General features: G+C 33.7%; 13 protein-coding genes. 7 read left to right on the forward strand and 6 right to left on the reverse strand.

The annotated features are described in order from the left end of the window. Positions 1 to 9 precede the first annotated feature (9 nt). The 4 genes from NH26_RS09140 (at position 10) to NH26_RS09155 (ending at position 3,460) form a co-directional block, all read left to right on the forward strand. Complete coding sequence (locus NH26_RS09140; protein WP_044221814.1) at positions 10 to 1,083, forward strand: Gfo/Idh/MocA family protein; 1,074 nt, start codon at positions 10 to 12, stop codon at positions 1,081 to 1,083. Positions 1,084 to 1,182: 99 nt separating this feature from the next. Then, the gene (locus NH26_RS09145) at positions 1,183 to 2,196 is read left to right on the forward strand and encodes a (R,R)-butanediol dehydrogenase (protein WP_044221532.1); all 1,014 of its coding nucleotides are present in this window, start codon (positions 1,183 to 1,185) and stop codon (positions 2,194 to 2,196) included. A gap of 27 nt (positions 2,197 to 2,223) precedes the next feature. After that, positions 2,224 to 2,994, forward strand: a complete 771-nt coding sequence (locus NH26_RS09150; protein ID WP_044221530.1) for an SDR family oxidoreductase — start codon at positions 2,224 to 2,226, stop codon at positions 2,992 to 2,994. A 22-nt stretch (positions 2,995 to 3,016) separates the two neighbouring features. Continuing rightward, complete coding sequence (locus NH26_RS09155; RefSeq protein ID WP_044221812.1) at positions 3,017 to 3,460, forward strand: MaoC family dehydratase; 444 nt, start codon at positions 3,017 to 3,019, stop codon at positions 3,458 to 3,460. A 161-nt stretch (positions 3,461 to 3,621) separates the two neighbouring features. On the opposite strand, the gene NH26_RS09160 is transcribed toward NH26_RS09155, so the two are convergent. After that, complete coding sequence (locus NH26_RS09160; RefSeq protein ID WP_044221527.1) at positions 3,622 to 4,392, reverse strand: IclR family transcriptional regulator; 771 nt, start codon at positions 4,390 to 4,392, stop codon at positions 3,622 to 3,624. Positions 4,393 to 4,529: 137 nt separating this feature from the next. Between NH26_RS09160 and NH26_RS09165 the strand changes: the two genes are divergently transcribed. Beyond that, entirely contained in the window at positions 4,530 to 5,576 is a 1,047-nt protein-coding gene (locus tag NH26_RS09165) for a lactonase family protein (protein ID WP_044221524.1), read from the forward strand. A gap of 189 nt (positions 5,577 to 5,765) precedes the next feature. On the opposite strand, the gene mltG is transcribed toward NH26_RS09165, so the two are convergent. The 3 genes from mltG to NH26_RS09180 all read right to left on the reverse strand — a co-directional run bounded on the left by mltG (position 5,766) and on the right by NH26_RS09180 (position 10,616). Then, the gene (gene mltG / locus NH26_RS09170; RefSeq protein WP_242427314.1) at positions 5,766 to 6,821 is read right to left on the reverse strand and encodes an endolytic transglycosylase MltG; all 1,056 of its coding nucleotides are present in this window, start codon (positions 6,819 to 6,821) and stop codon (positions 5,766 to 5,768) included. A gap of 51 nt (positions 6,822 to 6,872) precedes the next feature. Further along, positions 6,873 to 8,117: a M16 family metallopeptidase gene (locus NH26_RS09175; RefSeq protein ID WP_044221519.1), complete on the reverse strand. Its 1,245-nt coding sequence runs from the start codon at positions 8,115 to 8,117 to the stop codon at positions 6,873 to 6,875. A 282-nt stretch (positions 8,118 to 8,399) separates the two neighbouring features. Continuing rightward, positions 8,400 to 10,616 carry a CRTAC1 family protein gene (locus NH26_RS09180; RefSeq protein ID WP_044221516.1) on the reverse strand — a complete coding sequence of 739 codons (2,217 nt, stop codon included), beginning with the start codon at positions 10,614 to 10,616 and terminating at the stop codon, positions 8,400 to 8,402. A 684-nt stretch (positions 10,617 to 11,300) separates the two neighbouring features. On the opposite strand from NH26_RS09180, the gene NH26_RS09185 reads away from it, so the two are divergent. Together NH26_RS09185 and NH26_RS09190 are read left to right on the forward strand one after the other, a co-directional pair. Continuing rightward, a complete protein-coding gene (locus NH26_RS09185) occupies positions 11,301 to 11,870 on the forward strand; it encodes a YceI family protein (RefSeq protein ID WP_052431923.1) in 570 nt (189 codons plus the stop codon). A 139-nt stretch (positions 11,871 to 12,009) separates the two neighbouring features. Then, the gene (locus NH26_RS09190; RefSeq protein ID WP_044221513.1) at positions 12,010 to 13,242 is read left to right on the forward strand and encodes a hypothetical protein; all 1,233 of its coding nucleotides are present in this window, start codon (positions 12,010 to 12,012) and stop codon (positions 13,240 to 13,242) included. Positions 13,243 to 13,364: 122 nt separating this feature from the next. On the opposite strand, the gene thiD is transcribed toward NH26_RS09190, so the two are convergent. Both thiD and tenA read right to left on the reverse strand, forming a co-directional pair. Then, positions 13,365 to 14,180 carry a bifunctional hydroxymethylpyrimidine kinase/phosphomethylpyrimidine kinase gene (thiD, locus tag NH26_RS09195; protein ID WP_044221511.1) on the reverse strand — a complete coding sequence of 272 codons (816 nt, stop codon included), beginning with the start codon at positions 14,178 to 14,180 and terminating at the stop codon, positions 13,365 to 13,367. Next, positions 14,168 to 14,821 carry a thiaminase II gene (gene tenA / locus NH26_RS09200; protein ID WP_044221508.1) on the reverse strand — a complete coding sequence of 218 codons (654 nt, stop codon included), beginning with the start codon at positions 14,819 to 14,821 and terminating at the stop codon, positions 14,168 to 14,170. Before tenA ends, thiD begins: the two co-directional genes overlap by 13 nt. Between the last annotated feature and the right edge of the window lie 88 nt (positions 14,822 to 14,909).

Consider the following 14,909-nt stretch of genomic DNA (forward strand, 5'->3'; position numbering starts at 1 on the left):
AGTATGAAAATGGAAATAGATTATCAATATACCTTACCGAAAGCCTCTCGCCCTATCATTATTATAGGTGCTGGTGGTATTGTAAATGATGCACATATGCCCGCTTATAGAAAAGCTGGATTTGAAGTATATGGCATCACTAATAGAACCAAAGAAAGAGCTGAAAAAATAGCAGAGAAATATAATATTCCAAGAGTTTTTGATAGCATTGATGATGCGATTGCTAAAGCTCCAGAAAATGCTGTTTTTGACCTAACATTAATGCCTAATCAGTTTGAAGCTACATTAGAAAAGTTACCTGATGGCGCCGCCGTATTGATTCAAAAACCTTTAGGTGATTACTTTGAGCAAACTAAAAAAATCATCGAAATATGTAGAAGAAAGAAACTTAAAGCAGCTGTAAACTGTCAGCTGCGTTTCGCTCCTTACATCATGGCGGCGCGTGACCTAATCACAAAAGGGCACATAGGTAAAATATATGATATGGAGGTTAAAGTCTCGGTATACACTCCTTGGGAAATCTTCCCGAATGTGGTACATCATCCAAGATTAGAAATCCAACAACATAGTATTCATCATATCGATCTAGTGCGATCTTTCTTAGGCGATCCTACAGGGATAATGGCAAAAACGTTGAAACATCCCGCCAAAGCCATGTCATCTACTCGTACCAATGTAATTATGGAATATGCTGAAGATGTTCGAGCATTAGTAAGTACAAACCATGATCATATTTTCGGATTTGATCACCAAGAAAGTTATGTAAAATGGGAAGGTACTAAAGGGGCAATTTATGCAAAAATGGGTCTTTTAATGAACTATCCTGATAGTGTGCCTGATGCTTTTGAGTATTGTATCATTGAAGAAGGTAAAAAACCAGAATGGAAATCTAAGCAATTAGAAGGGTCATGGTTCCCTGATGCCTTTATCGGTACGATGTCTTCTTTAATCTGTTATGCTAATGGTGAATCAGATCATTTAGATACTTCTGTAGAAGATATTCTAAAAACTATGCATGTAGTTGAAGCAGCTTATAAGTCGAGTGATATGGGTGGAGTGAAACCTGAATATGGATCAATATAATACATCAAATTGTTTGGCTTAATTCCTACTCAAAAAAATCAAAGGCATAAAAAAGCTCAACATTGGTGACATAAAATATATAGAAATAATAATAGAGCAATGAAAGCATCATTATACGAAGGAAATCAAACTTTTTCAGTAATAGAAAAAGAATTAGAAGCTCCCGCTAAAGGAGAAGTAAGAATTAAAGTGGCCTATTGTGGCGTTTGTGGTACAGATGTACATATTTATCATGGTATGATGGATAAACGTGTAAATATTCCCATAACCATAGGTCATGAAATGTCTGGTACTGTAGATGCCATTGGCGAAGATGTTAAAGGGTTTGCAGTAGGTGAGAAAATTACTGTTCGTCCATTAGATAATCGTGGTGAAACTGCATCAGATAAAGGTCATAGTCATATAGCAAAGGCTCTTAAATTTATTGGAATTGATAGTCCTGGTGCGATGCAACAATATTGGAATGTACCTGCTTTTACACTGCATAAACTAAAAGAGGAAACAGACCTTAAATTAGCAGCACTTATAGAACCACTATCTGTTGCTTGTCACGATGTTCGTATGAGTAAACTGAAAAAAGAAGAAGTTGCCATTGTTCTTGGTGGCGGCCCTATCGGTTTACTTGTAGCAATGGTGGCAAAAAGTAAAGGTGCTAGAGTCATTATTTCTGAAGTAAATGATGCTAGAATCAAGATGGCTGAGGGAATGGGCTTTGAGGTAGTGAATCCTATCAATACAGATCTTGTGGCTTATGTCGATCAACAAACAGAAGGTGGGTTAGCTGATGTTGTCTTTGAAGTAGCAGGTGTTCAAGCATCTTTAGATGTTATGACTGAAGTTGCTGGTATAAGGGGACGTATTGTAATGGTGGCCATTCATGGTGAGAAAAAACCGGTAGACTTATTCAAATTCTTCTGGAAAGAATTAGAGTTGATCGGTGCTCGTGTCTACGAAAAAGAAGACTACGAAGAATCGATTCAATTAATTACTGACAATAATTACAACTTCGATAAAATCATCACTGGTACAAAACCACTGGATGAAATTCAACAAATTTTTGAAGACATCGATAAGAATCCAACAGGAATGAAATTCTTAGTGGACTGTCAATAATATTACATCAATAGAAAAAATATAAAAATGAGCGTTTTAAATACATTTAGTTTAGAAGGGAAAGTAGCCTTAGTTACTGGTTGTAAAAGAGGGATTGGTATGGGTATGGCAGTGGCATTAGCAGAAGCAGGAGCTGATGTTATTGGTGTGAGTGCCTCGCTAGAAAAAACAGGTAGTAATGTAGAAAAAGCAGTGACAGCTTTAGGACGTAAGTTCTCTGCTTACACATGTGATTTCTCTAACCGTGCATCTCTTTATGCTTTTATTAAAGAAGTAAAAGCAAACCACCCAGTTATTGATATTTTAATCAACAATGCAGGTACTATTTTAAGAGCTCCTGCGGCAGAACACCCAGATGAAATGTGGGATAAAGTGATTGAAGTAAATCAAAATGCTCAATTCATTTTAACGCGTGAAATTGGTAAAGAAATGGTTGCTCGTGGTTCTGGTAAAGTAGTATTTACTGCATCACTTTTAACGTTCCAAGGTGGTATTACTGTCCCTGGATATGCTGCATCAAAAGGAGCAATAGGTCAAATGACTATGGCTTTTGCGAATGAATGGGCATCAAAAGGTGTAAATGTAAATGCAATCGCACCAGGTTACATCAATACTGATAACACCGAAGCTTTACGTAACGACCCTGTTAGATCGGAACAAATCTTAGCACGTATTCCTTCAGGACGTTGGGGTAAACCAGAAGACTTTGCCGGCCCAGTTGTTTTCCTTTGTTCAGAAGCAAGTGCTTACATGCAAGGTGCCGTGATGCTTGTTGATGGCGGATGGATGGGTAGATAGTTTGATTAAAAAAAAGACATTTATGCATATAAAATCTCAATTTTTCGAAGACTATACACTAGGAGATTATAGAGAAACTCTTGGTAGAACAATTACTGAAACTGATTTTGTTGTACATGCAGGTCAGACAGGAGACTTCTTTCCACATCATATGGATGCGGAATGGTGTAAAACACAACCGTTTAAGGAACGTATTGCACATGGTACATTAACGTTTAGTGTCGCAATAGGAATGACGGCTACGGAAATTAATCCTGAAGCATTCTCTAAGGGATATGACCGCTTACGTTTTATAAAACCGGTACATATTAATGACACTATCCATGTTAAAGTAACCATTTCAGAGAAGACAGAATCAAAAAAACCAGAATTAGGTCAGGTGATTGAACATGTTGAAGTGTTCAATCAGAAAGAAGAATTGGTTTTGGTTTGTGACCATATATTACTAGCTAAGAAAAAAGGGTAATTATATTCTCTAATTAATAAGAGAGAAAATTATAAAAGTTCTTTTTCTTAAAATTGATAGTATTTGAGCGTCATTAAAGATTTACCTTATTTGACTACTGTAGAACCTACGACGTTACACTATCTATACCTCGATCTGATGTTCTTTACATCATTTCGGGGTTAATTTTTATCACTTGATACACCTCCAATAGAAACATTAATTGCATCAACGGTATGTAATATTTCTTTAATAATATCTTCCTGAGATACATTTTTTAATTGTGATGTTAAACCAGAAACTACTAATACAGCCATCACTTCGTTATTGATATCATACACTGGAGCGGCAAAGTCAGTAACCCCTTCTGTTAAGGTACTTTTTTGAACAAAACATTTTAGTTTTTTCAGTTCTAAAAACTCCTTATCAAGTTCAGCTTTCTCTGTTTTTGATAACTCTTGATAATCATCTGAGGCTTTTAAAATTTGCTTTCTTTCTGAAACTGATTTATTGGCTAAAATAATTTTACCAGAATTGGTTTGCGTAATTGGAAAAACTCCGCCTACCTCTACAGACAAAGATATGGGAGTCATACTCTTTGCCTGACAAATAATCAATAACTTATTCTGATAGAAAAAACTGAGGTGACATGATTGATTTATTGTCTGAGAAAGCTGTTCCAAATATGGCATTGATGCTTTTACCAAATAATCAATTGAAGAGTGATGATGAGATAATTGAAATAATCGTAGAGTCAACTGATATTTTCCTGAAATAGGTTCTTTATTAATATAACCCCTCTCCTCTAGACACACCAACATACGGTAAATCTCATTGGGTTTACGTTGAATTCCTGTCCCAATTTCTGCTTGAGATTGAGGCACCGACTGTGCTGATAAAAATTCTAATATATCTAATCCTTTGTCTAAGGCTGGAGAGTTATAAGTAGTCATATGTTTCAATTAGTTTTAACAAAAATAAGAAATTAGGCCTATTTTAGGGTGTAAATCCATTAGTATTTTTGAAAGATTATCAATCTATTTCAAATCAAAAAAATATTAGCTAAAATCAACAAAATAAACTTAATGAAATGAATTTTTATACTTCTTCTTATACAGAACATGTCGGACCTGGATTGTCAGGTGACGGTATAGGTATTCAATACTTCAGTATCAATAATGAAACTTCTAAAATTACATTATTACAAAGTTTTGAAGCGATTAATCCAGGGTATTTTTCTCTAAACCTAAGACATCAAATAATATACACTTTTCAAGAAAGACTACAATCATTAAAACCCAAACTGAACTGTTATCAAACAAATTTGGGGCATTTAGAATTGATAAGATCTTTAGATATAAATGGAGGGTTACCATGTCATATATTACATATCAAAAAGTACGATTGTTTAATAGTGAGTTGTTATCAAACAGGTAACTTTTTAAAATACAATTTGGATGAAAATGGTCTTCCTCTCCCTTATTCTCAAAACATAAAATATCAAGGAGGTAGTATCAATAAAGATCGACAAGAAGGTCCTCATGCTCATTTGGCTTACTATGATGAAGCTCATGACCTTTTACAACTGATCGATTTAGGAAATGATAAGATTTATTGTTTGAAATATCACAATAATCAGTTCGAACAAATGAATGAAATAAGTGTTCCTTCAGGTGGTGGACCGAGGCACTTAGTACAACATCCGAATGCCAATTTCAGTTTTGTTTCCAATGAAATGACAGGAGAAATCAGTCTTTTAAAATGGGAAAATGATGCTTGGCAATGGATTAAAAATGTCTCTGTTATGACACAAAATCATAATAATGAGGCTTCTGCTTCTGCAATAAAAATATCAAAATGTGGACAATTTGTGTATTGTGGTGTGAGAAGTACCAATAGTATTGCCATCTTAAAATTTGATGAAGCAACAGAAAATCTACAATTAATCGACGATGTGCCTACACTTGGAATTACACCCAGAGATTTCGAAATCTCATCCGATGGAAAAATATTGGTTGTGGGTAATCAAGACTCTGCTTCTTTAATTACATTTTCTCTTTGTGAAAAAACAGGTAAAATGGAGAAGATTGAAAAAGTGAATGGTATAAGATCTGTTTGCTGCGTGAAGTTTGAGTAAATTTTTCACTTGTCTAAATGTCATATTTAGGTAATGACAAAAACATTCATTTAAACAATGAATTAAGCTCTATAATACCTTCAGGTCATTTCTAAAAAATGGGGATAATACAATTTTCGAGATAAAATATTTTCAGAAAAAAAGGGAACATTAAATGTTCCCTTTCTTCTATTTAGATATTAACTGTATTTACTTATAAACACGAGCTTTATTTAAAGCTCTTTGATATTTAGCGGCATAAATATTATGCTCTCTTAATGTCTTTGAAAAATGATGGTATCCTGAAAAATCATCAGAAGCAACCATATACATATATCTATGCTTTTCTGCATTTAATACCGCATTAATAGCCTGTGTAGATGGAATTCTAATTGGTCCAGGAGGTAAACCAGAATACTTATAAGTATTATAAGGAGAATCTACCTCAAGATGTTTATTCAATACCCTTTTTACATCAGTAAACTCTGCTACAACACCTTCTTCTACACAACCAAAAACTACTGTAGGGTCTGATTGTAGTGCCCAACCTTTATTTAGACGGTTCACATACAAACCAGCTACTTTAGGCATCTCATCTACCTTAATTGTTTCCGATTCAACAATAGAAGCTAAAACAGTTACTTGATAAGGTGTGAGACCTAATTTCTCAGCTTTCTGTTTTCTTATATCGTTCCAAAAGTTATCATATTCCTTTTTCATTCTTCTTACCAAATTCTTGGCAGACAATGTCCAATACACCTCATAGGTATTCGGAATAAAGATGGCTTTTACAGTCATGCTATCAAGTCCTAAAGAAAGAAGTAATTCTTTATCGTAAATAGCATCCAATACTTCATCAGGAGTAACTTCTAACCTTGGAGTAATTCTATCTGCAACATCTTTTAAAGTACGTGCATTATTGAATGTGATTTTTGTCGGTGATTGTGCGCCTGATCTTAAATATCTTACCGCTTCAATATTTGTCATATTAGGCTGTAAAACATACAGACCCGGTTTAATATTTTCGTTGTACTTCATCGCTTTACTAACAAAACGGAAAGGTACCAACTCAGAAATAAGATCATATTTCTGTAAAGTATCAGTTACATTCTTTATCGTTGCATCATGAGGGATTCTAATCACAGCAGGTTCTCTGTTTTGTCCCGGTAAAATGTTTGCAGTGTAAAAAATTTGGTAAAAATAAACAATCATACTGATGGCGAATACTGAACCACCAATAAATAAAAAAACGCGTATGTTCTTCACTGTTATAATTCACTTAGTTACCCTCAATATAAAAAAATCGTTAATTGAGGTTTATTGTTTTATTTCTGAACGGTAAATCAACGTAGATAAACGGTCTTTTGCAAATATTTCGTTGGCAACATCAAGTAAATCTTCTGATGTTATGTCCTTAATTTGCTGAAAAACTTCTTCTATTGTTTCAAATTTTTCTTTGTCCAAAAGTGCTTTCCCCATACCCAACATAATAGATAGGTTCGACTCTCCAGACATGGCAATTTGTCCCATGATTTGCTGTTTAGCTGCTCTTAACTGCTGCACTCCCAACTTCTTCTCTCTTAACTTACTTAACTCTCTATCAACAAGTTTCAAGCATTTATTGAGACTCTTTTCTTCAGTAGCAAAGTATATACTAAACTGCCCACTGTCTAAATAAGCAGAAGAACCTGCCGTAATATCATACACATAGCCGTACTTCTCACGAATTCCTAAATTCAATCGAGAATTCATAGCTGGTCCTCCAAGAAGATTGGTCAATAAAAAGAAAGGCATGCGTTTTTCGTGATGCAGTTCGTAAGCTTCAGCTCCCATCATCACATGACATTGCGTAATAGGCTTTTTTCTTTCAACAACAATGGGTTGGTAACCTGTAAATGGAATTCTACTTTTCTCATTTTTCACTTCTGGAATATGAGAAAAATATTTCTCTCCTAAAGCTACCACCTTTTCAAACTCAAGGTTAGAAACCGAAGCAAATACTACTTCATGAGTATTCACATTTTGATGAATGAATTCGAAAAAGTCTTGTTGCTCAAAGCTATTGACACTATCTATTGTTCCTAATATATTTCTACCTAAAGGATGATTAGGAAAAATCATTTCATCAAATTCATCACCAATAGCATCGGCAGGATCATCTCTATACAAAGACATTTCTTCCAATATCACAGACCTTTCCTTATTGATCTCTTTGACCGGAAAGCTTGAATTAAAGGTTAGATCAGATAGAATATCCACCGATTTTTCAAAATGCTCTACTAAAGTCGACGCATAAAAGTTGATCTTCTCTTTAGAAGTATAAGCATTTAACTCTCCACCAACAGCATCAATACTGTTAAGAATATGATAAGCCTTTCTCTTGTTAGTGCCTTTAAACGCCATATGTTCCCAGAAATGAGCAATACCTTGTTGTTCCAAAGTTTCATCTCTACTTCCGACATTTAAAATCACTCCACAATGTGCTAGTTTAGTGCTTTTGACTTGTCTATGAATTATTCTTATTCCGTTATCTAAACGGTGTATCTGAAATCTCTTATCCATGAGTTGTAATCCCCTCCAAATGAATACGCTATAGTTAACGTATCCACTATAATATAATTAGCGTGCAAAATTACGCATTTGGAATGAAGAATTAGCTTTTAGGACCGTTTTTTTAGTGAACAAGCTTTTATTAATTGAAGTCTCTTAAGGATAAAGTAATTAATATAAAAAAGGAGACCCTTAGGCCTCCTTCATTTATCAGAAACGTAATCAATTATATTTAAGCACTTACTTGTTGATGTTTCACTGATTAATTCATTCAAATCACCAACACTTTTATGATTAATTTATGTTCTCTTTTCCTGCTACTACTACTTTATTCGCCTCTTGAAGTTCTAAAGTTTCTTGCTCTCCATTTCTCCAAGTGATGATCGCTTTAGTAGGAACTTCTTTACCTAATCCAAAATGAACGGTATTTAAAATACTTTGTGAATGGATTTCTCCGGCTGAAGCAACTCGTCTTTTATATTTATGTTGAGCTGTAAATAACTCCACCACTGCAGACATAGGATCTATATTGTTCTTTGCACTATATCCTACTCTAACTTGTAAGTAGTTGTTTTCTGTGTTAGTGTTATTTTTATAGAGATACCATTTCCCATAATTATCACTACCACTTAATAAATCTACTTTACCATCTAAGTTATAATCAAATGCCTGCCCCATGTCTCCATGTCCTTTATCGTTAAGATCTACCGCATTATGAGACGTAGTAATATCAAACTTTCCGTGACCATTATTAAGTAGAAGCCAATCGGTTACTCTTCCTTTTAAAAATCCAAAACGATAAACATACAAATCTTGAAAGCCATTATTATTAAAATCGCCTACTGTTACTCCTTGGTGACTGCCACCTTTTGGAATATTATAAGCTTCAGAAACATCAATAAATTGACCTCCTACATTTTTTAATAAAATATCTTGTACATTTCTATTTTGTGGATCCCATTTTGAATTAACGTTGGCAACTCCATCAATGGAAATTCTTACATCCCAATAAATATTATCATTCCTCACCCATTCCATTTTCCATTTCCCATCTCCTACATATCCTAAATACCAGCCATTTTCAGATCGATCTTCAGGCCAGCCTTCTGCCATCTTTTGAGATACTACTAATTGATCTTCTTCTTTAGGTGATTGAATAGTTTGTTTTTGTTTGCCTAAGTGAATAGGAAAACCATCATCATAAAGACGATACCATAAGAAAATACCAGAAATAGTGATATCACTTTCAGCTTCAAACTCTAAAGAAGTAATCGCTTTATTTCCTTCATCTCTAATATCTAACCTATTGGCTACGGGATCAAAATCATACGATTTATTTGCCGTTTGATAATACGTTTTACCTCTAGCTAAATAAAGATCTAAGAAACCATCATTATCAAGATCTATATCTGTAGCTCCTGTTATATAATCCAAATGCTGAACATCTTTGGGTAGCCACTCGCTCGTTTTATCCTCAAAAGTAAAATCACCCTTTCCTATCCAAATTGATAATGGTTCAAACAAGATTAAATCTTCAACCCCATCATTATTAATATCTGTGACAAGAACTCTTTCCGCATCTGCACTTTCAATACCTTCACTTCTTACATTTGTAAAAGTACCATTTCCATTATTTTTATAAATGATATGTCTCTGACCATCTGATGTATTTAAACCTTGTGCATTAATAAATAACAGGTCCAAATCTCCATCTTTATCCATATCTATCCATCTTACAGACCTCCCTCTTGAGCCTAAAGTGATTCCCACTTCTTGTGTAACAACTGTAAAATGATCACCATCATTTCTTAATAAATGAGGTGGTTGAGGGTTAGTTCCATTTCCTCCTCCTTGAGATATTAAAATATCAAGATCTCCGTCGTTGTCATAATCACCCAAAGCCGATCCATGAATATCCCACCTCCTCAATTCTTCTGAATGTTGTGTGACAGTGCCATCTCCATTATTCCAAAATAATTTTGCGGGTACTTTATCATGATTATTTAAAACAAAATCGTAGTATCCATTATTATTGACATCTCCTATGGAAGGTCCTCCATATTTCCAGGTTACTTCAGTTGTAAAACCCGATTCTTCAGAAACATCTTCAAACATCGGAATACTGGCATTATCAGCTTCATTAAGTGCTATTTGATGAATATTGATTTTAGAACCTTTATTAAATAATTGAATTTTTTTTGTTCCTAGGCTTTTAAAGTCCACTAGAATTTCAAAAGTTTGAATTCCTTTTTGGGGTATATCAAGGTTGTCTACCAAAGTAACATTCTCTGACTTTATTGTTAAGTTGGCATAATTCCCTAAACATTCTACCTCCAACAACATGGTCTTCACCGGCGAAGATTGAACCTCAACTTTAATTTCTTCGGTATTTAATCCTACACCTAAAGGCTGTTGTAAAATCTGATTTGGAGAGGTGACACAACTAAAAAATATTAGACTAAAAAATAATGATAAAACAGGTCTTGTATTCATAATTTCAATTCGTTTCATTTCCAATGCAAAATCAAATTAAAATCAGAAATTATAAAGATTTTAGACTAGACAATAAATTGACATAAAATCAAAAAGTTTGAATACACACCTTTTAAACATGACTTTAGCTAAACAACAGCCCTAATTACCGATCATTACATTAAATTGATCAAAGAATTCGCCTACTCTCTTTCTATTTATAGTATTTAATCGATATTGGTTTATAAACCTTCATTTCTAATTCATGACTTAAGTCACTTTTTAAGATAAAAGATAATAAAGTCTATTATGATTTTTTGACATTCTTAAAATAAGAAGGTAAATGTTAATACATTTAGAAAACAACACATTGTTAATAATAAATATATCAATAAAAGACCTGTATTATTAATATTTATCAAAAATACACCCTTATTTTACAATTATCACAAACCTCTTCTATTTCTCAAAAAATAAATGATCAATATTTTTCTATAGTTTTAACGTTCATATTCTCATTTTTCATCATTTAGTGACTTAGGTTAAGAAGAATAATTGACGATCATCACCATGCGTAAGTGATTTTTCATAAAGGCTGTAAACGTTAAATCTTGTTTACAAAAAAACTATTTGATTTAAAAAAACAGCCTACATATTTGAATCACAAACAAAACACTAAAAGATATTTTTATCTGTTATCAACTCAATCAATCAATTTTAATCATGAGAGAATTATCCAACTTCATCATATCATCTTTAATTTTATTTCTATCGTTATCTGCTTCTATCAATGCTCAAAACATTAAAAGCCTGACAAAAGAAAGTAAAATAATTATTGAAGGTACTTCTTCGCTTCACGACTGGCATTCTGATGTTAATCAAGTTTCAGGATCTGCTCAAGTTTCTGTAGAAGACAATAAAGTAACTTCTGTAGAGAGCCTATCTCTTACATTTGTAGTTAAAAGCATTGAATCTGGAAAAGGAGCAATGAATAAAAATATATTCAAAGCACTGAAAGAAGATAAAAATCCTAATATCCTATTTACTTCTACTTCTACTACTGTTGATGCTAAAGGAGTTGTTACTGCTAAAGGTAACTTAACTATTGCAGGAGCTACTAAAGAAGTAACATTAACAGCTAATTCATCCGTTAGCGGCAATAATGTAACTTTCGAAGGGAAAACCACATTCAAAATGACGGAGTATTCTGTAGAGCCTCCTACTGCAATGTTTGGTACAATTACCACTGGTGATGAAGTAACTATCGTTTATTCTGCAGTTTTTGGTAATTAATCCATCTTTCTAAATCGTCTATTCATTTGCTCCAAGCAAATCTCAATTTATATATTTTAATCAGGAGTTTTTATCTGTAATTATCCTTTTTGATAATTTACTCCTAGCTAAACACAACCTATTTTAAATAGAACAAACAATGAAAAAATTTTTATTATCTATCGTAGCGTCATTATTTGTAATGTCTGCTTTCGCTCAAGCTCCAGTAAAAGTTACTGAATCTGATACAACTTCAAGAAGAGTCCAAATTGGTGGTGGTTTAAACCTAATCTACCAAGGTCTTAACCAAACAGGTGTTACTGCTGTTGATGGAGAGGGTAATACTTATGATGCACAAGTAACTGATTGGTTCCGTCTTCCTGCTGGTGACTTAGATCTTAAAGTAAGAATTGCTGATGGTGTTACTTTACACTCTTCTATCTGGTTGGCTTCACACCATCACACTGATACTTACTTTGGTTTCGGTTATTTAGAAGTACAAAAGTATGATGTTTTAGGATTAGGTGGTAACGCTACTGATTTCTTAAACAACCACTTAGTAATTAAAGCTGGTATTGGTAACTCTATGTTCTCTACAAACCAATACTACAGAACTACTAACGCGAACGCTAAAAACAATCCTTTCATCTCTAACACTTTAATTGATGATTTCGGTACTGCATTATTTGGTGAAGCTTACTTCTACGCTAACGACAAAGAATCTTTCTTAATGTTCGGTCTTCATGACTTCGCTTCTAAATTTGGTAACGCAGTAGTTCCACAAGGACAAGACAAAGGTAGACTTCCAAGATTATCATTAGTAGGTAATAAAGCATTCAACTTCAACGAAGACACTAAATTAGCTATCCAAGCTGGTTTTGTTACTTCTTTAGAAGATGGTACTTCTTCTCAACAATTCAAAAATAACAGAGCAGGTGCTGAATTAGCTCAAATCTTCAACCAAGGTGACTTCGGTGGTGATATGGGTCTTCAACAAAGAAATGAAAACAACATCTCTGTTGACGGTACTTTCAACTGGAAAAACTTACAAGCTAGAGCTTCTTACCAATTATTAATGGGTGAGCATAGCATCAACAGAAACTGGATCGAAGGTGATGTTAACCAAGTAACTTTAGACTTAACTTACCAAATCCACCCTAAAGTATATATCGCTGGTCGTTACAATGCTGTAGGTTCTAACCTTGAATTATCTGCTGAAGATGCTGGTAAAGAATACAAAGGTGACAAAATCGAGTTAGGTTTAGGTTACGAAATGACAAAAGGTATCTTGATGAAAGCTTCTTACTTCAACCAAAACATGACGAATGATTTCGTAGGTATGGAGAATGGTAAAGCTGAAGGTTTATTAGTAGGTCTTAACCTTTACTTCTAATCCAACGCTTTCTAAAAAGCATTAATATATTAAGCCTCTTGATTGATTATTTATCATTCAAGAGGCTTTTTTATGAATCAAAATTTAGTCGCTAATCTAAAATTCAATTTTTCTTTTTCTATTTACTTCAATCCAAAATGGTTGATAGGACCATTGCCCTTTCCTAAAACTTTATCTTTCCCAGCAGCAATTGCTCGATTCACATAAAGACATGCCTCTTTTACAGCCTTTTCTAAAGGATACCCTTTAGCCAAATAAGTAGCTATACTCGAAGATAAACTACAACCAGTTCCATGAGTATGATTCGTCATGACTCTTGGATTGTTTATTAGATGTAACTGATCGGTAGTCTGCTCGTACAACACATCCATCATCTTATCAGAAGAGGGATCTAAATAACCTCCTTTAAGTAAGACAGATGTTTTAAATTCTTTACCTATTTCTTTGGCTGTCAATTCACAATTGTCCTTATCGATTGCATGACCAATAAGAATTTCTGCCTCTTTTTTATTAGGTGTGATTACTGTCGCTTTAGGTAAAAACTTCTTCAGACAATCAATCGCTTCATCGGTAATCAGTTTATCCCCTGAGGTGGCTACCATTACAGGATCAATTACTATATTTTTAGCATTATAATCTGACAATTTTGATGCGATTGTATTGATCACTTCACAAGAATGAAGCATACCTATTTTAATAGCATCAAAATCAATATCACTAAAAACAGCTTCTAATTGTTTTTCTAAATGAGGTATTGGTAAGGCATGAATATCTGTTACACCTTTAGTATTCTGAGCAGTTGTCGCAGTAATTACCGATGCAGCATAAGCTCCACAAGCAGAAATACTTTTAATATCAGCTTGAATTCCCGCACATCCGCCAGAATCACTTCCAGCTATCGTTAATACCGTTTCATAGGGTGTTTTTATATTTTCCATGCTTCTTTATTGTATGCACTATCCCAAAACATCCATTCTAATTTCGATGCTTTTTCAAAAGCCTTATTCATTTTTTCTAACCTTTCGGGCGATGCCTTACTTGCATATTTATTGGTGATTTCAATGGCTTTATTCACTGAATTTGCAAATGCTTCACCTCCATATGTATTGATCCAATCTTGGTATGGGTTTTCTCCTTTATTACTTTGATTGGCTAAAATATAATCACCTACCTGTTTATAAATTGTGAAACAAGGAAGTACGGCTGCCAAACCCTCTTCTAAAGAAGTAGTATGCACCATCCGAGACAAGTAACTAATGTAGAGCTCGCAAGTAATTGAGGCCTCATTTGTTGTCATCTCATCTTTTAAAAAATTCTGATGTAAAGCATTTTCAACATTGATAATACCTGTAGCAGAACCTAAGAAAAATTGTGTATCATTTTCATCATCACACATAATACCTACCTGAGCCAATACTTTTTTGTATTCTGCCAAGTAAATGGTGTCTTGATTGATATAAAAATAAAATACTTCTTTTGGAAGAGTCCCTGCCATCAGTTCTTTAATAAAAGAATGCTCCTTTATTTGTTGTAAAATGGAATCCGTTTTTTCACTGATTTCTTTGTACCAATTATTCATTTGAAGTTTGAATTATAATTTCAAGTTTAGCTACTGCTACTATCAATTGTTAGATAGTACACCCTATGATGAACTAATTAGAATGTAA

This window comes from Flammeovirga pacifica, from assembly GCF_000807855.2.
GTDB lineage: Bacteria > Bacteroidota > Bacteroidia > Cytophagales > Flammeovirgaceae > Flammeovirga > Flammeovirga pacifica.

What these genes read in the sequence shown, in the direction of transcription:
- NH26_RS09140 (WP_044221814.1), top strand. Translation starts at nt 10, where the DNA reads ATGGAAATAGATTATCAATATACCTTACCGAAAGCCTCTCGCCCTATC.
- NH26_RS09145 (WP_044221532.1), top strand. Translation starts at nt 1,183, where the DNA reads ATGAAAGCATCATTATACGAAGGAAATCAAACTTTTTCAGTAATAGAA.
- NH26_RS09150 (WP_044221530.1), top strand. Translation starts at nt 2,224, where the DNA reads ATGAGCGTTTTAAATACATTTAGTTTAGAAGGGAAAGTAGCCTTAGTT.
- NH26_RS09155 (WP_044221812.1), top strand. Translation starts at nt 3,017, where the DNA reads ATGCATATAAAATCTCAATTTTTCGAAGACTATACACTAGGAGATTAT.
- NH26_RS09160 (WP_044221527.1), bottom strand. Translation starts at nt 4,392, where the DNA reads ATGACTACTTATAACTCTCCAGCCTTAGACAAAGGATTAGATATATTA.
- NH26_RS09165 (WP_044221524.1), top strand. Translation starts at nt 4,530, where the DNA reads ATGAATTTTTATACTTCTTCTTATACAGAACATGTCGGACCTGGATTG.
- NH26_RS09175 (WP_044221519.1), bottom strand. Translation starts at nt 8,117, where the DNA reads ATGGATAAGAGATTTCAGATACACCGTTTAGATAACGGAATAAGAATA.
- NH26_RS09180 (WP_044221516.1), bottom strand. Translation starts at nt 10,616, where the DNA reads ATGAAACGAATTGAAATTATGAATACAAGACCTGTTTTATCATTATTT.
- NH26_RS09185 (WP_052431923.1), top strand. Translation starts at nt 11,301, where the DNA reads ATGAGAGAATTATCCAACTTCATCATATCATCTTTAATTTTATTTCTA.
- NH26_RS09190 (WP_044221513.1), top strand. Translation starts at nt 12,010, where the DNA reads ATGAAAAAATTTTTATTATCTATCGTAGCGTCATTATTTGTAATGTCT.
- thiD (WP_044221511.1), bottom strand. Translation starts at nt 14,180, where the DNA reads ATGGAAAATATAAAAACACCCTATGAAACGGTATTAACGATAGCTGGA.
- tenA (WP_044221508.1), bottom strand. Translation starts at nt 14,821, where the DNA reads ATGAATAATTGGTACAAAGAAATCAGTGAAAAAACGGATTCCATTTTA.